Source organism: Variovorax sp., assembly GCF_965279555.1.
Taxonomy (GTDB): domain Bacteria; phylum Pseudomonadota; class Gammaproteobacteria; order Burkholderiales; family Burkholderiaceae_C; genus Variovorax.
Map to the genome: position 1 here is coordinate 3454971 of NZ_OZ257247.1, position 17429 is coordinate 3472399.

15 protein-coding genes and 1 pseudogene are annotated in these 17429 nt (G+C 68.0%); 9 read left to right on the forward strand and 7 right to left on the reverse strand.

What is annotated here, in order from left to right; genetic code table 11:
• Nucleotides 1-96 precede the first annotated feature (96 nt).
• Nucleotides 97-2145 (forward strand): DUF3300 domain-containing protein, encoded by a 2049-nt coding sequence (locus tag ACQY8B_RS16345; RefSeq protein ID WP_422087676.1) that lies wholly within the window; start codon nt 97-99, stop codon nt 2143-2145.
• A gap of 55 nt (nt 2146-2200) precedes the next feature.
• Here ACQY8B_RS16345 and ACQY8B_RS16350 read toward each other — a convergent pair whose 3' ends face one another.
• Nucleotides 2201-3469 (reverse strand): M20/M25/M40 family metallo-hydrolase, encoded by a 1269-nt coding sequence (locus ACQY8B_RS16350; RefSeq protein ID WP_422087677.1) that lies wholly within the window; start codon nt 3467-3469, stop codon nt 2201-2203.
• A gap of 97 nt (nt 3470-3566) precedes the next feature.
• On the reverse strand, nt 3567-4295 hold the full coding sequence (locus ACQY8B_RS16355) for a helix-turn-helix domain-containing protein (RefSeq protein ID WP_422087678.1): 729 nt from the start codon (nt 4293-4295) through the stop codon (nt 3567-3569).
• A 203-nt stretch (nt 4296-4498) separates the two neighbouring features.
• On the opposite strand from ACQY8B_RS16355, the gene ACQY8B_RS16360 reads away from it, so the two are divergent.
• The 8 genes from ACQY8B_RS16360 to ACQY8B_RS16395 all read left to right on the forward strand — a co-directional run bounded on the left by ACQY8B_RS16360 (nt 4499) and on the right by ACQY8B_RS16395 (nt 14396).
• Nucleotides 4499-5659 carry an NAD(P)/FAD-dependent oxidoreductase gene (locus ACQY8B_RS16360; protein WP_422087679.1) on the forward strand — a complete coding sequence of 387 codons (1161 nt, stop codon included), beginning with the start codon at nt 4499-4501 and terminating at the stop codon, nt 5657-5659.
• A 35-nt stretch (nt 5660-5694) separates the two neighbouring features.
• Nucleotides 5695-7140, forward strand: a complete 1446-nt coding sequence (locus ACQY8B_RS16365; RefSeq protein ID WP_422087680.1) for a M81 family metallopeptidase — start codon at nt 5695-5697, stop codon at nt 7138-7140.
• A gap of 137 nt (nt 7141-7277) precedes the next feature.
• Nucleotides 7278-8861: an ABC transporter substrate-binding protein gene (locus ACQY8B_RS16370; RefSeq protein ID WP_422087681.1), complete on the forward strand. Its 1584-nt coding sequence runs from the start codon at nt 7278-7280 to the stop codon at nt 8859-8861.
• Between the two features lie 30 nt (nt 8862-8891).
• Nucleotides 8892-9827 (forward strand): ABC transporter permease, encoded by a 936-nt coding sequence (locus ACQY8B_RS16375; RefSeq protein WP_422087682.1) that lies wholly within the window; start codon nt 8892-8894, stop codon nt 9825-9827.
• A 19-nt stretch (nt 9828-9846) separates the two neighbouring features.
• Nucleotides 9847-10758, forward strand: a complete 912-nt coding sequence (locus tag ACQY8B_RS16380) for an ABC transporter permease (RefSeq protein WP_422087683.1) — start codon at nt 9847-9849, stop codon at nt 10756-10758.
• 10 nt (nt 10759-10768) lie between these two features.
• Nucleotides 10769-11800: an ABC transporter ATP-binding protein gene (locus ACQY8B_RS16385; RefSeq protein ID WP_422087684.1), complete on the forward strand. Its 1032-nt coding sequence runs from the start codon at nt 10769-10771 to the stop codon at nt 11798-11800.
• The gene (locus tag ACQY8B_RS16390) at nt 11797-12795 is read left to right on the forward strand and encodes an ABC transporter ATP-binding protein (protein WP_422087685.1); all 999 of its coding nucleotides are present in this window, start codon (nt 11797-11799) and stop codon (nt 12793-12795) included. Before ACQY8B_RS16385 ends, ACQY8B_RS16390 begins: the two co-directional genes overlap by 4 nt.
• 140 nt (nt 12796-12935) lie before the next feature.
• Nucleotides 12936-14396, forward strand: coding sequence for an N-acyl-D-amino-acid deacylase family protein (locus ACQY8B_RS16395; protein WP_422087686.1), 1461 nt, complete (start codon nt 12936-12938; stop codon nt 14394-14396).
• Between the two features lie 19 nt (nt 14397-14415).
• Here the strand turns inward: ACQY8B_RS16395 and ACQY8B_RS16400 are convergent, their stop codons facing one another.
• From ACQY8B_RS16400 to ACQY8B_RS16420, 5 genes and pseudogenes are all read right to left on the reverse strand, one after another.
• The gene (locus ACQY8B_RS16400) at nt 14416-14955 is read right to left on the reverse strand and encodes a DUF6886 family protein (protein ID WP_422087687.1); all 540 of its coding nucleotides are present in this window, start codon (nt 14953-14955) and stop codon (nt 14416-14418) included.
• A gap of 37 nt (nt 14956-14992) precedes the next feature.
• On the reverse strand, nt 14993-15205 hold the full coding sequence (locus ACQY8B_RS16405) for a hypothetical protein (RefSeq protein WP_081266868.1): 213 nt from the start codon (nt 15203-15205) through the stop codon (nt 14993-14995).
• A gap of 111 nt (nt 15206-15316) precedes the next feature.
• A complete protein-coding gene (locus ACQY8B_RS16410) occupies nt 15317-16219 on the reverse strand; it encodes a ZIP family metal transporter (protein ID WP_422087688.1) in 903 nt (300 codons plus the stop codon).
• Nucleotides 16220-16339: 120 nt separating this feature from the next.
• Nucleotides 16340-16555 (reverse strand): annotated as a pseudogene (locus ACQY8B_RS16415) (dienelactone hydrolase family protein); the annotation flags it as partial.
• Nucleotides 16556-16673: 118 nt separating this feature from the next.
• Nucleotides 16674-17423: an aspartate/glutamate racemase family protein gene (locus ACQY8B_RS16420; protein WP_422087689.1), complete on the reverse strand. Its 750-nt coding sequence runs from the start codon at nt 17421-17423 to the stop codon at nt 16674-16676.
• Between the last annotated feature and the right edge of the window lie 6 nt (nt 17424-17429).

Below are 17429 nucleotides of genomic sequence, written 5' to 3' on the forward strand. Positions count from 1 at the left end.
GACCGTTGCATCCACGGCGCAGGCTCTGTCATCGCCTGTTGCCGCGCGCCGTTGAAAGAGTTCCGGGCACGACACCGGCGCTACAAGGAACTCCAGATGACAAGAAACCATCGCCCAACGGTCCCGCGGCTCCTTACGATCTCGCTGTGCATAGGGGCCATTGCCCTCGCCGGCTGCGACAACAAGACACCCGGCACGACGGCTGCCGCCATCGACCCCGCCGCCTCTTCGATTCCAGCACCCTCGGTCCCGCAGACCAATGCACCCGCCGCGGCGGTGCCGGTGGCCTACACGCCGCCGTCGGCCGACAAGCTCTATGAAATGGTCGCGCCCATCGCGCTCTATCCGGACAAGCTGATAGCGCAGATCCTGGCCGGCGCAACCTATCCCGAACAGATCACCGCAGCGCACGACTGGCTTGCGCGGAACCCCAACCTCAAGGCCGGCCCGCTGGCCGACGCGGCCAACCAGCAACCATGGGATCCGAGCGTGAAGTCGCTCACCGCTTTCCGCAGCGTGGTCAACCAGATGGCCGCGAACATTCCGTGGACCGAATCGCTGGGCAAGGCCTACTACAACGACCCGACAGACGTGATGAACGCCATCCAGGTCATGCGGCAACGCGCGGCCAAGGCCGGTCGCCTCAAGAACAACGACAAGCTGCGCGTGGCCACCGCCGCGACGACGCCGCAGAACTACGCACCCGCGCCGGATTCGCAGGCCGTGTACTACAGCGGCCCGCCCGTGATCGAGGCCCCGCCGCAGTACATCACCATCGAACCGGTGCAGCCCGACGTGGTGTACGTGCCCGCCTATGACCCGCAAGTGATCTACGGCACGCCCCAGCCGGTGTACCCGGGCTACGCCTACGCACCGGCGGTCGAAGTGGCGCCGGGCTACAGCCAGGGGCAGGTGATCGCGGCGGGCGCACTTGCCTTCGGTGCCGGCATCGTGGTCGGTGCCGCACTGGAGCGCCACGACTGGGGCTGGCATTCATGGAACATGAACTGGGGCGCACCGGGCTGGCGCGGCCGCGACACCGGCGCACCGCCGCCGCCGGCCTACCGCCCTGCCGTGGTCTACAACAACAACACCTACGTCTCGCGCTCGACCACCGTGGTCAACAGTGTGACCAACGTGCGCAACGTCTACAACAACAATAACGGTGCGCCGCGCGGGCTCCCGGCAGGCGCTGGCGCACCCAACTTCGCGGCCGCTCCGGGCTTTGCGCCGCAGCAGCAACAGCAGATGCAGCAGCAAGCTGCGCTGGCCCAACAGCAGCAACAACAGCAGGCCCGCCAGCAGGAAGCCATGTTGCGCCAGCAGCAGATGCAGCAACAGGGACAGCAGCGCGCGCAGCAGCAAGCGCAGGCTCAGCAACAGCAGGTGCAACAGGCACAGCAGCTCCACGCGCAACAACTGCAGCAACAACAGCGGCAGCAGGTGCAGCAAGCACAACTCCAGCAGCAGCAACAGCAGGATCAACTGCGCCGTCAGCAGCAGGCACAACAGCAGCACCAGCCTGCGCGCCTCGCGGGCCAGCCTCCAGGCGTGCAGCAACAGGAGCAGCAACGCCAGCAACAACAGGCGCAGCAGGAACAATCAAGACGCCAGCAGTTGGAGCAGCAACAGCAGGCTCAGCAACAAGCGCATGCGCAGCAGCAGGCCCAGGCGCAACAGCAGCAACAACAAATGCAGCACCAGCGCGAACAGCAACTGCAGCAGCAACAGGCGCAGAACCAGGCCCGCCAGCAACAGCAGGCGCAGGAGCAGTCAAGGCGCCAGCAGATGGAGCAGCAACGGCAGGCTCAGCAGCAAGCGCGTGCGCAACAGCAGGCCCAGGCGCAACAGCAGCAGCAACAGATGCAGCACCAGCGCGAACAGCAACTGCAGCAGCAACAGGCGCAGAACCAGGCCCGCCAGCAACAGCAGCAACAAGCGATGCAGATGCAGCAGCAACGCCAACAACAGCAGGCACAGCAACAGCAACAGCAGCAGCGCATGCAGCAAGAACAGGCGCAGCAGCAGCAGCACGCCCAGCAACAGGCACAGCAGCAACAGCGCGTGGCAGCTGCAGCGGCGGCCGCAGCCGCCCATCGCCCACCCCGCCCCGGCGAGCCGGGGCAACCGCCACAGCATCCCTGAGCGGGGAGCCGGCTGCTAGCGCAGGCCGGCTCTTTTCTTCAGCAACGCTCGCTGCTCAGTTCTTTCCGATTTCGGTCAGCAGCCGCGTGACGAGGTAGATGCGCGGCACGATCGAATCGACTTCGATGTATTCGTCGCGGGCGTGGTAGCCGAAGCCCGCGAGGCCGAAGCTCTCGACCACCGTGGCCTTGCCAGAGCGGCCCGCATAGCCCGCGTCTGTGCCGCCGCCGGTCATGGGCGTGAGCGCGAGGTCGCGGTCGATTTCCTTGTAGATGGCCTGCGCCTTCTCGGCCAGCGCGCGGCCCTTCTCGCCCGCAATGAAGGCCGGGCGGCCCACTTCCACCTTCACGGTGGTCTCGGTGTCGGGAATCAGCTTGCCGGCCGCAACCTTCGCCTGCAGCGCTTCGTTGAGTTTCTTCTCCGCGCCGGGCTGCGTGATGCGGACGTCGCCCTGCGCCTGCGCCTTCTCGGTGATCTGGTTGAGCGGGCCGGTGGCGCGCGCCACGGTCCAGTTGAGCGTCACGCCGGGGATGTCCTTGGCGAGGTCCTTGGTCTGCAGCATCTGGTACGACAACTCGTACAGCGCGTTGCGGCCCAGCTCGGGCGCGGCGCCAGCGTGTGCCGCGCGGCCCTTCACCTCCAGCGTGGCGGTGGCGATGCCGGCTGCGCCCAGCAACAGCGATTCGCCCTTGGCCACCGACTTGGCCGCCGTCGGCTCGAACGACAGCACCGTGTCGTGCTGGTCGGCCATGGTGGCGATCAGCTCGCCGGAGCCGACCGAGCCCACTTCCTCGTCGGGGTTCATCACCACGGTGAGCGTGTCGTAGTCGCGCCAGCCGGCGTCGGCCAGGATCTTCAGCGAGGCCATGATGACCGCAAGTCCGCCCTTGTCGTCCGCGATGCCGGGGCCATAGATGCGGTTGCCGTCGACCTTGTAGGGCTGGCCGTTCAGGATGCCGGCCGGGTACACCGTGTCCATGTGGCCCTGCAGCATGATCTTGCGCTTGCCAGTGCCCTTGAGCGTGGCGATCACGATGTCTGCGCCCGCGCCGGCCGTCGCCTTGCGGCGCTCGGTCTTGAAGCCGGCGGCCTTCAGGCGCCCTTCCACCACGTCGGCCATCTTGAGCAGGCCGTCGACGTTGAGGCTGCCCGACTCGATCAGCACCATTTCCTTGAGGTTGTCGATCACTGCCGGCTGCGCCTTCTCGGCGGCGGCCAGCAACCTGGCGTCGGGTGCGGCGTGCGCGGCAACCATGGCTGCGAATGCGAGGCCGCATGCAGCGGCGACGGAACGAAGTGCGAAGAAGGGGGAGTGCTTGGTCATGTGCGTTGTCGACTCTGGTTGATGAGCGGCGCACAGCATATCGGCGGCGTTGAGGTTCGCCAGCAAATCGGCGACACCCGCCGCCTCGCCTCGCCCCTCAACCCTTGCCGCGTGCCGCCCGCTTCTTCGCGGGTGGCTCGGCCTTCGCCCTGACGATGCGCGGCGGCTTCAACGCCGGAGCCTCTCGCGCCGACTTCATGTGCCCGCTCTCGCCGATCGTCATGCCGACGATGCGCGCGAGCTGCCGGCTCACGCTCACGTAGGCGTGGCCCAGGCGGCTGTCGAAATACAGCGAGTCGCCGCGCGACAGGCGCAGCACTTCGCCGTTGTCGAAGTGCACGTCGATCTCGCCCGACAGCACATAGGCGAACTCCTCGCCCGCATGCCGCACGAAGTCTTCCGGCCCGTGGATGCGGCGCGCATGCACTGTGCCGACGATCGGGCTCATCTGCTTGCCGGCTGCCGTGGTGCCCAGGAACTCGTAGGCAATGGACAAGCCCCGGTACACCACGCCCTTGCCCGCGCGCGTGACCACCGGGCCGTCGAGCTGCGCGGGCTTGACGCCGGCGCCCGCGAACATCGCGTTCATGTCCATCTCGAGCGCGCGGCCCAGCGCGGTGAAGTTCTCGTAGCCCAGCGCAAGCTGCCCGCGCTCGGCGCGAGAGATGGTGGTGATCGAAACCCCCGAGCGCTCGGCCAGTTGCGCCAGCGTCCAGCCGAACCGCTTGCGCGCGCTGCGCAGGCGATGACCGAAAGTGGTGCGGTCCAGCGTGGGCGGCTCGTCCTTCGGCCTGGTCGCCGGCTTGGTCCCTGTGTGTGGATTCACGCTTGGCTTTCTCTTGTGATGCAAGGAGATTCTGCCAGCCCGCAGCCGCGCCATCCATGCGGGCAGACGCTTGCCGGGCCCGGAAGTTGCGTATCCGCAAATTGCGTGAACGCAAATTTCACCGCCATGGTGCACCATGGTTTCCCCTTGGTTGGTCGTTTTTAATTTGCGTATCCGCAAATTTGTTCCTACACTTTTCGCCGATGACTTCCAACACACCAACGCCCCTCGTGGCCGACTACCTTGTGATTGGCGGCGGCATTGCCGGGGCTTCGGTGGCCCATTGGCTCGCGCCGCACGCCCGTGTGATCCTTCTGGAGCGGGAGTCCCAGCCGGGCTACCACTCCACCGGCCGCTCGGCCGCGCTCTTCATGGAGAGCTACGGCACGGCGCAGGTCCGCGCCCTCACCATGGCCAGCCGCGCCTTTCTCGAACATCCGCCCGAAGGCTTCTCCGAGCACCCGCTGCTCACGCCGCGCGGCGCCATGATGGTCGCGGGCGCCGAGCACATGGCCGAGCTCGAAGCCCACTGGGAAGTGCTCCGCGCCATGGACACCGGCGCCTCGCGCCTGAGCGGCGAGCAGGCCCGCGAATTGGTGCCCGCGCTGCGGCCTGAACAAGTGCAGGGCGCCGTGTACGAGCCCGACGCCGCCGACATGGACGTGCACGCCATCCACCAGGGCTACCTGCGCGGGATGCGGCAGGCCGGCGGCAAGCTGGTGTGCGATGCGGGTGTGACGGCCATCGAGCGCACGGGCGATGTCTGGCGCGTGACCGCAGGCGGCATCGTGTACGAAGCCCCCGTGGTGCTCAACGCCGCCGGCGCATGGGTCGACACCATCGCGCGGCTGGCCGGCGTGCCGCCGCTGGGCATCGAGCCGCGCCGGCGCTCGGCCTTCATCTTCGCGCCGCCCGAGGGCGAGAACGTGGCCCACTGGCCGATGGTGTTCGGCGCCGACGAGAGCTGGTACATCAAGCCCGACGCCGGCATGCTGCTGGGCTCGCCGGCCAACGCCGACCCCGTGGAACCGCAGGACGTGCAGCCCGAAGAGCTGGACATCGCCTACGCCATCCACCACATCGAGGAAGCCACCACGCTCAGCATCCGCCGGCCCACGCGCACCTGGGCGGGCCTGCGCTCCTTCGTGGCCGACGGCGACCTGGTCGGCGGCTTCGAGCCCGCCGCGCCCGGCTTCTTCTGGGTGGCGGCGCAGGGCGGCTACGGCATCCAGACCTCGGCTGCCATGGGCGAGGCCTGCGCCGCACTGGCGCGCGGTCTGCCGCTGCCACAGCGCATCGCGGACTTCGGGCTCACCGCCGAGATGCTCGGCCCGCAGCGGCTGCGCACTGCCGCCGCGGCCTGAGCAGAAAAAACCCACAACCACAAAAGAGACCATCCATGCGTGTCTTCAGCGCCTCCCTCGCCACCGAGACCAACACCTTCGGCCCGATGCCGACCGGCCTCGCCTCCTTCAAGGACCGCGGCTACTTCCCCGCCGGCCAGCATCCCGATGCGCTGACGATCTACTCGGGCCCGCTGTGGGCAGCGCGCATCCGCGGCAAGGAAAAGGGCTGGACGCTGCTCGAAGGCATGGTGGCCGGCGCACAGCCCAGCGGCATCACCACGCGCCACGCCTACGAGACGCTGCGCGACGAAATGCTCACCGACCTGCGCGCCGCGCTGCCGGTGGACATGGTGCTGCTCGGCCTGCACGGCGCGATGGTGGCCGACGGCTACGACGACTGCGAAGGCGACATGCTGCAGCGCGTGCGGCAGATCGTCGGGCCCGACGTGGTCATCGGCGCCGAGCTCGATCCGCACAACCACCTCACGCCCGCGATGGTCGACAACGCCGACGTGATGGTCTCCTTCAAGGAATATCCGCACACCGACGTGCTCGAGCGCGGGCTGGAGCTGGTGGACATCTGCGCCGCGGCGGTCGAAGGCAAGGTCAAGCCGGTGCATGCGATGGTCGACTGCGACATCATCGTCACCGTGCACACCTCGCGCGAGCCGGCGCGCAGCTTCGTCGAGCGCATGCAGGCGCTCGAAGGAAAAGACGGCGTGCTCTCGGTCTCGCTCACGCACGGTTTCTCGTGGGGCGACGTGCCCGAGATGGGCACCAAGGTGCTGGTGTACACCGACGGCGACCAGGCAAAGGCCGATGCGCTGGCACGCCAACTGGCAGACGAAGTCATCGCCATGCGCGACGGCCTCACGGTCAACTACCCCAGCATCGACGCCTCGCTCGACGAAGCACTGGCCTTCGACGGCGGCCCGGTGGTGCTGGCCGACGGTGCCGACAACCCCGGCGGCGGCGCGGCGAGCGACTCCACCTTCATCCTGCGCCGCATGCTGGAGCGCGGCATCACCAACGCGGCACTCGGCCCGATGTGGGACCCGATCGCGGTGCGCATCGCGTTCGACGCGGGCGTGGGCGCCAGGCTGCAGATGCGCATCGGCGGCAAGATCAGCCCGCTGTCGGGCGACCCGCTGGACCTGGACTGCACCGTGAAGGCACTCATGCACGACCTGGTGATGACCGGCCTGTCGAACACGCCCACGGCCATGGGCGACTGCGCGCTGGTCGAGGCGGGCGGCATCGAGATCGTGCTGATCACGCGGCGCAACCAGGCCATGGGCACCGACCTGTTCACCCAACTGGGCTGCGACCTGGCCGCGAAGAAGATCGTGGTCGTGAAGTCTTCGCAGCACTTCTACGCGTCGTACTCCAAGGTGGCGAAGCACGTCATCTACGCGGGCGCGCCGGGCGCCGTGACGCTCGACCTCACGACCCTGCCCTACCGCAAGGCACGCCTGCCCAAGTGGCCGATCACAGCATGACCCCCAGGCTTGCCCACTTCGTGTGGCCTCCAACCCCCTTCCAGGGGGCAACGCCAGCGGCCCGGCAAAGCCGGTTCCGCGGCGTTTCGCGAGTTGGTGTGGCTTGCTTCTTTTCAGCCTTTACCGGAGAACCGACGATGAAACGACGAACGCTTGCCGCCTTCGCTGCCATGGCCCTTGCCGCTTGCGCGGCGAGCTTCCCGGCGATCGCCCAGACGCAGCCCAAGACCCTGAAGGTGGTGGCGCACGCCGACCTGAAGATCCTCGACCCGACCTTCACCACGGCCTATATCTCGCGCAACTTCGGCTACATGGTCTACGACACCCTGTTCGCACAGGACTCGACCGGCAAGCCGCAGCCGCAGATGGTCGAGAAATACACCACCTCGAAGGACGGCAAGCAGTGGAGCTTCACCCTGCGCCCGGGCCTGAAGTTCTCCGACGGCAGCGCAGTGACGGCGGCCGACGCCGTGGCCTCGCTGCAGCGCTGGGCCGCGCGTGACAGCCTGGGCCGCGCCATGACGGCCGTCGGCGCCGAATGGAAGGCCACCGACGCTCGCACCCTCGCGCTCACGCTGAACGAGCCCTTCGGCATGGTGCTCGACGCGCTGGCCAAGCCCTCGGGCTTTCCGCCGGTGATCCTGCCCGAGCGCCTGGCCAGGATGCCCGCCTCCGCGCCGCTGCCCGAAGTGCTGGGCTCCGGCCCCTTCATCTTCAAGCGCGACGAATGGGTGCCGGGCAACAAGACGGTGTTCGTGCGCAACCCCAACTACGTGCCGCGCAGCGAGCCGTCGAACGGGCTGGCGGGCAGCAAGAAGAGCAACTTCGAGCGCGTCGAATGGCTCTACCTGCCCGACGCCAACAGCGCGGTGTCGGCGCTCAAGCGCGGCGAGGTCGATTTCATCGAGCAGTTGCCGCCCGACTACATCGCACCGCTGCGCACCGATTCCAACATCAAGATCGGCTCCGGCGGCGCCTACCAGGCGTTTCTGGTCATGAACCAGCTGCACCCGCCCTTCGACAACCCGAAGGTGCGCCAGGCGCTGCTGCAGGGGGTGAGCCAGGAACGCTTCATGGCCGGCATGGGCTTCCCGCTGGACATGCGCATGGCCTACTGCGCCACCTACTTCATCTGCGGCAGCCCCAACGAGACGTCCGCCGGCGCAGAGCCCTATCGCAAGGCCGACGTGGCCAAGGCCAAGAAGATGCTCGCCGACGCCGGCTACAAGGGCGAGAAGGTGGTGCTGATGGTGCCCAGCGACGTGCCCTACCTCAACGCCGAGGCGCTGATGGCCGCGCAGACCATGAAAAGCATCGGCCTGAACGTCGACGCCCAGACCATGGACTGGGCCTCCATCGGCGCGCGCCGCGCCAAGCGCGACGCGGGCGATGCCGGCGGCTGGAACATGTACGTCACGGTGGCCGGCGAGTTCGACGCCAACTCGCCCATCGCCAACGCGTACCTGGGCGCGGCCTGCGGCAACACGCTGCCCGGCTGGCCCTGCGACAAGCCGCTCGACGAGCTGCGCACCGCCTGGCTGAAAGAGACCGTGCCCGCCAAGCGCAAGGAACTGCTGGACGCCTTCCAGGCCCGCGCCTACCAGGCCGTGCCGTACATCAACGCGGGCCAGTACTCGGCCGCGTATGCCGCGCGCTCGAGCCTCAAGGGGCTGGACAAGCTCTGGGCCGGCATGCCGGTGTTCTGGGCGCTCGACAAGTAACGCGCACGAACAGCGCACGCAGGTCACTCCATGGGCTACATCGTTCGACGTTTTCTCTCGACCCTTCCGGTCATGGCGGTGGTGGCCGTGGTGGTGTTCCTGCTGATCCACCTGTCGCCGGGCGACCCGGCCGCGCTCATCGCGGGCGACCTCGCCACCACCGAGGACATCGAGAAGCTGCGCGCCACGCTCGGGCTGAACCTGCCGCTGTGGCAGCAGTTCACGCTGTGGCTGGGCAAGCTGTTCACCGGCGACCTCGGCACCTCGATCTTCACGCAGGTGCCGGTGGCGCAGCTGCTGGGCCAGCGGCTGGAGCCCACGGTGTCGATCGCCGCGCTGACCATGCTCATCACGCTGGTGGTGGCGGTGCCGCTGGGCACGCTCGCGGCCTACCGCGCGGGAAGCTGGATCGACCGGCTGGTGATGCTGTTCGCGGTGCTGGCTTTTTCGGTGCCGGTGTTCCTGGTGGGCTACCTGCTGGTGTACAGCTTCGCCATCCAGCTGCCGTGGTTTCCGGTGCAGGGCTACGTGCGCTTCACTGACGGCGCCGGCGAATGGCTGCGCTCGCTGGTGCTGCCCTGCGTGAACCTGGCGCTGGTGTACATCGCGCTGGTGACGCGCATGACGCGCGCTACCGTGCTCGAGGTGCTGCATGAAGACTACATCCGCACCGCCCGCGCCAAGGGCCTGGGCGTGCTGCCGGTGCTGGGGCATGCGCTGCGCAACGCGGCCATTCCCATCGCCACCACCATCGGCGCGGGCATCGCGCTGCTGATCGGCGGCGTGGTGGTCACGGAGACGGTGTTCGCCATTCCCGGCGTGGGCCGCCTGGTGATCGACTCGGTGCAGCGGCACGACTACCCGGTGATCCAGAGCGTGCTGCTGCTGTCGGCGGGCGTGTACGTGCTGATCAATTTGCTGATCGACCTGAGCTACAGGCTCTTCGACCCGCGTATCCAGTACTGACGAAGAAGAGCCCCACGCAATGTCCACGGTCCTCCCCTTGAACACCGCACAAGCCCCCGCCACCGCGGCTGCCCCGGCCGATGATGAAGCGCCCTTCGTGCCGCCGCGCTGGCGCTGGGTGCGCAAGCACCCGACGCTGATCATCGGCGCGCTGCTGCTGATCGCGATTGCCGCTCTTTCCATTGCCGCGCCGTGGATCGCCACGCATGACCCGCAGGACATCGACCCGCTCGCGCGCATGCAGCCGCCCTCGACCGAACACTGGTTCGGCACCGACGCGCTGGGCCGCGACGTGTTCAGCCGCGCCGTATGGGGCGGGCAGGTGTCGATGATCGTGGGTGCCACGGTGGCGGTACTCGCTACCTTCTTCGGCATCGCGCTGGGGCTGGTGGCGGGCTTCGTGCGCTGGGCCGACGGGCCGGTGATGCGCGTGATGGACGGGCTCATGGCCATCCCAGGCATCCTGCTGGCCATCGCGCTGATGGCCGTGACGCGCGCCAGCCTGACGACGGTGATCATCGCCATCACCGTGCCGGAGATTCCGCGCGTGGTGCGGCTGGTGCGCTCGCTGGCGCTCACGCTGCGCGAGCAGCTTTTCGTGGAGGCTGCGCATGCGGTGGGCACGCGGCTGCCGACCATCCTGGTGCGCCACGTGCTGCCGAACATCGTGGCGCCGCTGGTGGTGCAGGCCACCTTCGTGGCCGCCGCCGCGGTGCTGACGGAGGCGGCCCTGTCCTTCCTCGGCGTGGGCGTGCCTTCGCAGACGCCGAGCTGGGGAAACATGATGGCCGAGGGCCGCAACTTCGTGACCGTGGCCTTCCACATCATCCTGTACCCGGGGCTGCTGCTGGCGGCCACGGTGCTGGCCATCAACCTGCTCGGCGACGGCCTGCGCGACGCGCTCGATCCGCGCCTGGCACGGCAACTGTGAAGGGCATGCAATGACGATCAACATGTCCCACACCGCGCTCGCCCCGGGCGAGCCGCTGCTCGAGGTCGACAACCTGCGCACCCACTTCCACACGCTGGCGGGCGTGGTGCGCTCGGTCGACGGTGTCTCGTACACCGTGCGCGCCGGCCGCACGCTGGGCGTGGTCGGCGAATCGGGCTGCGGCAAGAGCGTGACCGCGCTGTCGATCCTGCGGCTGGTGCCGACGCCGCCGGGCCGCCACATGGGCGCCGTGCGGCTGCGCGGCACCGACCTGATGCAGCTCAGCGAACGCGAGATGCGGCAGGTCCGCGGCAACCGCATCTCGATGATCTTCCAGGAGCCGATGACATCGCTGAACCCGGTGCTCACCGTGGGCCGGCAGATCGCCGAGACGGTGCAGCTGCACCAGAAGGCCAGCCGCGCCGATGCGATGAAGCGCGCGGTCGAGATGCTGCGCGTGGTGCAGATCCCCGAGCCCGAACGCCGCGTGAACGAATACCCGCACCAGCTCTCGGGCGGCATGCGCCAGCGCGTGATGATCGCGCTGGCCCTGGCCTGCAACCCCGAGGTGCTGATCGCCGACGAGCCGACCACCGCGCTCGACGTGACCATCCAGGCGCAGATCCTCGACCTCATCAAGCGGCTGCAGAAGGAGCTGGGCATGGGCGTGGTGATGATCACGCACGACCTGGGCGTGGTGGCCGAGAGCTGCGACCGCGTCGTGGTCATGTATGCCGGCAAGAAGGTGGAAGAAGCCGACGTGGTCGACCTGTTCGACCGCCCGCTGCACCCCTACACCCGCGCGCTGATGGCCTCGATGCCCGCGATGAACACCGCGAGCACGCGGCTCACCGAGATACCGGGCCTGGTGCCGGCCGCGCACGAACTGGGGCGCGGCTGCGCCTTCGCGGCGCGCTGCAGCCATGCGCGTGCACGCTGCCGCGCCGAGGCGCCGCAACTCACCCGGCAAGGCGGCGACCATGTGGTCGCCTGCTTCGCCGTCGAAGAACAATGGTCAGGCGTGGAAGAGGTGACGGCATGACGACGACGACCACGGCACCGCTGCTGCGGGTGCGCGACCTGCGCAAGCACTACACCGCGCCCAAGCGCTGGCTCAGCCCGCGCAAGCCGCCGATCCAGGCGGTCGACGGCGTGTCTTTCTCGGTGGCGCGCGGCGAGACCTTGTCGCTGGTCGGCGAGTCGGGCTGCGGCAAGACGACCACGGCCAAGTCCGTGCTGCGGCTGGTGGAGCCCAGCGGAGGCTCGGTGCAGCTCGAAGGCGAGGAACTGCTGACGCTCTCTTCCGAAGACATGCGCATGCGCCGGCGCGACCTGCAGATCATTTTTCAGGACCCGTACGCCTCGCTGAACCCGCGCCTCACGGCCGGCGACATCGTGGCCGAGCCGATGCGCAACTTCAGCAGCCTTGGCACGGGCGGCGCGGCCGAGCGGCGCGAGCGGGTGCAGTGGCTGTTCTCGCGCGTGGGCCTGCGGCCGGAGGCGGCCAGGAAGTATCCGCACGAGTTCTCGGGCGGCCAGCGGCAGAGGCTGGGCATTGCACGCGCGCTGGCGTTGAACCCGAAGCTGATCGTGTGCGACGAGCCGGTGTCCGCGCTCGACGTGTCGGTGCAGGCGCAGGTGGTCAACCTGCTGATGGACCTGCAGGCGGAGTTCGGCATCGCCTATCTCTTCGTGGCACACGACCTTGCCGTGGTGCGGCACATCAGCCATCGCGTGGCGGTGATGTACCTCGGGCACATCGTGGAAATCGCGGACCGCGACACGCTGTTCTCGGCGCCGCTGCACCCGTACACGGAGATCCTGCTGTCGGCCGTGCCCGTACCCAACCCACGCACGCCCGCGCGACGCATGTTGCTGCAGGGCGATCCACCGAGCCCCGCCAATCCACCCTCGGGATGCCGTTTTCACACGCGCTGCCCGATGGCGCAGGCGGTGTGCAAGGAGAAGGTGCCCGAGTTGAGCGAACGGCCTTCGTCTTCCAACGGCGGGCATTGGGTTGCTTGCCACTTTCGCTGAGATGACTCTGCTTGTTGCTCAGGTCAGTTGTTCGTGGCGCGATCACGCCGACGGGGGACATTCGCGGAGGGGAGTACCCGGCGACCTGTGCATGCGCCCTGAAAAAAGACGGCCCGGAAAAATCACACGAAAGGATCGACATGACAGAACCCCTTCCCCACTACGACCTCCTGATCCGCGGCGGCACAGTCATCGACGGCACCAAGGCGCCGCGTTTCGACGCCGACGTAGGCATCACGGCAGGCCGCATCGCCGCCATCGGCAAGCTCTCAGGCCACACCGCAAAACAGACCATCGACGCCACCGGCCGCATCGTCGCGCCCGGCTTCATCGACTCGCACACCCACGACGACCAAGCCGTGCTGTCCCAGGCGCAAATGCCCTTCAAGGTTTCGCAGGGCGTGACCACAGTGGTCGCCGGCAACTGCGGCATCAGCGCCGCGCCGCTGCGCATCGACATGGACCTGCCGATGCCGCTGAGCCTGCTCGACTCGCCCGCCGAAGGCCGCTTCACCAGCTTCGCCGCCTACCTTGAGGCACTGCGCGCCACGCCCTCTTCCGTCAACGTCGCCGCGATGGTCGGCCACTCGACCCTGCGCGCTGTCGTCATGGCGGACCTCGACCGCCCCGCCAACGACAGCGAAATTGCCGCCATGCAGGCGCTGGTCGAAGAAGCCATGCAGGCCGGCGCCATCGGCATGTCGACCGGCACCTTCTACCCGCCCGCCGTGAAAGCCACGACCGAGGAAATCATCGAAGTCGGCCGCCCGCTCACCGCGCGCAAGGCGCTGTATGTGACCCACATGCGCGATGAGAGCGACCGCGTGATGGAGTCGCTGGAAGAAACCTTCCAGATCGGCCGCGCGCTCGACATCCCGGTGGTCGTATCGCACCACAAGGTGCAGAACACCCGTAACTTCGGCAAGACCAAGGTCACGCTGCCCTTCATCAAGGAGGCCATGCAGCACCAGTGCATCGGGCTCGACTGCTACCCCTACACCGCCGGCTCCACCATGATCCGCACCGACCGCGGAATGATGGAAGGCCGCGTGCTCATCGCGTCCAGCGTGCCGCACCCAGAGTGCGCCGGCCGCGACCTGAAGGACATCGCGGCCGAATGGGGCGTGTCGGGCGAAGAAGCCGCGCAGCGGCTGCAACCCGGCAGCGCGATCTATTTCATGATGGACGAGGAAGACGTGCAGCGCATCCTCGCGTTCGACGACACCATGATCGGCTCCGACGGCATTCCGCTAGGCGACAAGCCCCATCCGCGCCTGTGGGGCACCTTCCCGCGCGTGCTCGGCCACTACAGCCGCGACATCGGCTTGTTCCCGCTCGAAACTGCCGTGTGGAAGATGACCGGCCTCACCGCTCGCAACTTCGGCCTGCACGAACGCGGGACGCTGAAGCCGGGCCACCACGCCGACGTGGTGATCTTCAACGCCGCGACGGTGCGCGACACAGCGAACTACGAAACACCGATGCAGCCGGCCGAAGGCATTGACGCAGTTATCGTGAATGGCGCCGTGACCTGGCGCGACGGCGTGCACAGCGGGGCACGCAATGGGCAGGTGATCACGCGGCGGGATGCCGCTTCCTGAGGAGCAGGAGCAAACGCGCCTATGCCCAGCCAACAGCGTTCCGCAACCGGATGCCGCTGGCGTGCATCGACGATTGCCATACGGGCTTGAGTGGAAGAAGGGAGTCGACCACCCTCAGTTCGGTGCGGCATGCGGCCAGCTCGGCCCGCAGATCGGACAAACGGGTGACCTCGCGCGGCACTACCGCGGCCCGCGACACCCACATGCCGACGTCGTCGATGTCCACGAAGTGATCGTGCGGCAATTCGTAGCGCGTCAGCACCGCGTGCTCGAGCCGTTCCAGCCAGCGCGCTTCGACGTATGCAACGGCCGCGATGTCGGGTGGCGCATCGCCAAGCCATGCCTGCCGGTCGCTCGCGCTGGTGCCGGCGTGCGCCCACATCACGATGCGCGGGCACTCCCTGGGAAAGAGGTACAGCTGCTGGTGGTCTTCGGCAATTGCCCAGACCAGCGGGCCGTTGAGCCATTCCATGCCCGGGCGGCGCTGGGCCGGCGTGCGGACAGGGCGGGGGTCGAAGCGATCGATGCCAGCGTCGTCGCTGAAGTGAAAAAGGCGCATGCACCGAGCGTAGCCGCCCGGGGCACCGCCTCCAGGGTCAATCCGGTGCGTTCATCACGCGATCGAATTCCTCGTCCGCCGGCACGTTGTCGGCATCGAGTTCGCTCGCATCGGTGAGATCGATGCCGGTTTCGTCCGACAGGTCGTCGGAGGCATCGCTCTCGATTTCTTCGAAGTCGTCGGCTGGCGTGTTGTCCTCATCGTCGTCGGAGGGCGAAGCGGAGCGCGCGGTGGCGTCGACGTTGTTCATGATTCGGTTCCTCGGCTGATTGCTGACAGGCCCCCTATGGTGCGCCTGTTTCAGCCGTTCCGGTTCATCCGGCACGCAGCGTCGGTGTCGGAAAGTTTCCCGCCCGGCGTGTCAGTCCTTGTGCACGTGGCCGTGTTCGCCGTGCCCGGGGTCGTTGTGGCCGTGATCGTGGCCATGCTCGCCGTGCGCCAGGCGGCTCACGCCGGTGACCAGCACGATGCCAGCGGCCAGCCACAGGATCTGCGCGGCGGTCTGGCGGGCGGGCAGGCGTTTCTGCAACTGCGGAATCAGGTCGGCCAGCGCCACGTAGACGAAGCTGCTGCCGGCCAGCACCAGGAAATACGGCAGCCAGCTATGCAACTGGTCGACCAGCCACCAGCCCACGATGCCGCCGAGCGTGGTCATGGTGCCGGCGAGCGACACCTTCACCAGCGCGGCGCGCTGGTTGGCCGAGCTCTGGCGCAGCACCACGAGGTCGCCGATGTGGTGAGGGATCTCGTGTGCCAGCACCGCTATGGCGGCCACCAGGCCCAGGCGGATGTCGGCCGTGAAGGCCGAGGCGATCAGGATGCCGTCGCCGAAGCAGTGCACGCTGTCGCCGGTCAGCACGGCCCAGCCGCCGGTGCGCGGGGTGTCGTCGTGGCTGTGGCCATGGCCGTGGGCATGTCCGTGATCGTGGCCATGGTCGTGCCCTGCATGCGCGTCGGCCTCGCTGCCGTGGTGATGTTCATGGCCGTGGTGCCACAGCTCGGCCTTGTCGAGCAGGAAGAAGAAGACCAGCCCGAACAGCAGTACCGCGAACAGCAGCGCGGGCTCGATGCCGCTTTCGAAGGCCTCGGGCAGGAGATGCATGAAGGCGGTGGCAAGCAGCGCGCCCGCCGCGAGGCTCAGCAGGTGCTGCGGGTTGACGCCGCCCGAACCACTGCGCACGCCCACTTTCAGCAACAGGGCCGCGAGCCAGACGCTCCCGATACCGGCAACCAGGGTTGCCACGATGATGACTATCAAATTCATAGCTGCTTGCGCAAGAGGGACGGCCACCGAGACAGTCTCGGGGCCGTTGCCCGATCATAAAAAAGAAAAAGGCCGTCACATCGGACGGCCTTCGGCGGGGGTGGCTACAGGGCGCCGTGTTCAGGCGACCCCATTGGCTTTGAACCAGGCCGTGGCGCATTGCCAGCCGTCGTCCGCCGCGCTCTTGAGGTAGCTGAGGCGGTAGTCGGCATGGAATGCGTGGCCTGCTTCGGGGTACACGACGAAGCTCGAAGCCCTGGCCGCCGGAGTCCCGTTGGCCAGAGCAGCTTTCATCTTATCAACCGTGTCAAGGGGGATCCCCTGATCTTTTCCGCCGGGTCAGTTCGCCGGGCTGGCCGACCAGCCGGCCTTGCTGGTCAGACAAGGCGATGCGCGAAAAACGCACCGCCGCAATGCAGGCAATGCTCGGCCGGCGGCCTCCATGCCCGGAAATTCAGTGGGGTTGGTCCACGCCGTAGGCGCGGCGCGCCAGCGCGGCGGCCAGCACCTGTGCCGGATCGATCAGGTCGAGCCCCGCCACGGCGGCCGAGCCCTGCAGGCCCAGCGGCACTTCGGTGCAGCCCATGACGATGGTCACCGGCCCGTGGCGCTCGGCGAGCCGCAGCGCCACTTCGGAGAAGCACTGTTCGGCCAGCGCCATGTTGCCGGCCTTCACGCCGTCGAAGATGCCGCGCGTGATGGTCCGGCGCTCTTCCGCCAGCGGGATGTGGCAGCCCAGGCCCGCTTCGGCCAGCGCCTGCTCATAGAGGCGCACGCGGTAGGTGCCCTCGGTGGCCATCAGCGCCACGCCGGTCGCGCCCTGCGACGACAGCTGCCGAGCGGTCTCGCGCGCCATGTGCAGCAGCTCGACCTGCGGAAAGCGCTCCTGCAGGTTGGCATGCCAGGCGTGCGCGGTATTGCAGGCGATGGCCACGGCCCGGCTGCCGAGCGCGGCCAGCCGGCCCAGCGCCTGCAGCATCGGCTCCAGCGGCTGGTGCGCGCCCTGCTCGGTCGAGGCCAGCGCCTCGGTGCGGTCGGGCACCGGCACCTGCGCGAGCCAGTGCTCCGGAAACGACTGGTCGCGCACCGGCTCGCCGCGCGCGCGCATCTGCTGCGCGCAGGCCTGCACGAAGAGCCGGACGAAATCGGCGCCCGCCGCGGGGCCCATGCCCCCAAGAATCCCGACCACCTGCGTCACTGCCATGTCCTT

Coding starts and splice junctions, on each gene's coding strand:
- ACQY8B_RS16370 (WP_422087681.1), top strand. CDS start 7,278: ATGAAACGACGAACGCTTGCCGCCTTCGCTGCCATGGCCCTTGCCGCT.
- ACQY8B_RS16395 (WP_422087686.1), top strand. CDS start 12,936: ATGACAGAACCCCTTCCCCACTACGACCTCCTGATCCGCGGCGGCACA.
- ACQY8B_RS16345 (WP_422087676.1), top strand. CDS start 97: ATGACAAGAAACCATCGCCCAACGGTCCCGCGGCTCCTTACGATCTCG.
- ACQY8B_RS16360 (WP_422087679.1), top strand. CDS start 4,499: ATGACTTCCAACACACCAACGCCCCTCGTGGCCGACTACCTTGTGATT.
- ACQY8B_RS16385 (WP_422087684.1), top strand. CDS start 10,769: ATGACGATCAACATGTCCCACACCGCGCTCGCCCCGGGCGAGCCGCTG.
- ACQY8B_RS16375 (WP_422087682.1), top strand. CDS start 8,892: ATGGGCTACATCGTTCGACGTTTTCTCTCGACCCTTCCGGTCATGGCG.
- ACQY8B_RS16365 (WP_422087680.1), top strand. CDS start 5,695: ATGCGTGTCTTCAGCGCCTCCCTCGCCACCGAGACCAACACCTTCGGC.
- ACQY8B_RS16350 (WP_422087677.1), bottom strand. CDS start 3,469: ATGACCAAGCACTCCCCCTTCTTCGCACTTCGTTCCGTCGCCGCTGCA.
- ACQY8B_RS16420 (WP_422087689.1), bottom strand. CDS start 17,423: ATGGCAGTGACGCAGGTGGTCGGGATTCTTGGGGGCATGGGCCCCGCG.
- ACQY8B_RS16380 (WP_422087683.1), top strand. CDS start 9,847: ATGTCCACGGTCCTCCCCTTGAACACCGCACAAGCCCCCGCCACCGCG.
- ACQY8B_RS16400 (WP_422087687.1), bottom strand. CDS start 14,955: ATGCGCCTTTTTCACTTCAGCGACGACGCTGGCATCGATCGCTTCGAC.
- ACQY8B_RS16405 (WP_081266868.1), bottom strand. CDS start 15,205: ATGAACAACGTCGACGCCACCGCGCGCTCCGCTTCGCCCTCCGACGAC.
- ACQY8B_RS16390 (WP_422087685.1), top strand. CDS start 11,797: ATGACGACGACGACCACGGCACCGCTGCTGCGGGTGCGCGACCTGCGC.
- ACQY8B_RS16410 (WP_422087688.1), bottom strand. CDS start 16,219: ATGAATTTGATAGTCATCATCGTGGCAACCCTGGTTGCCGGTATCGGG.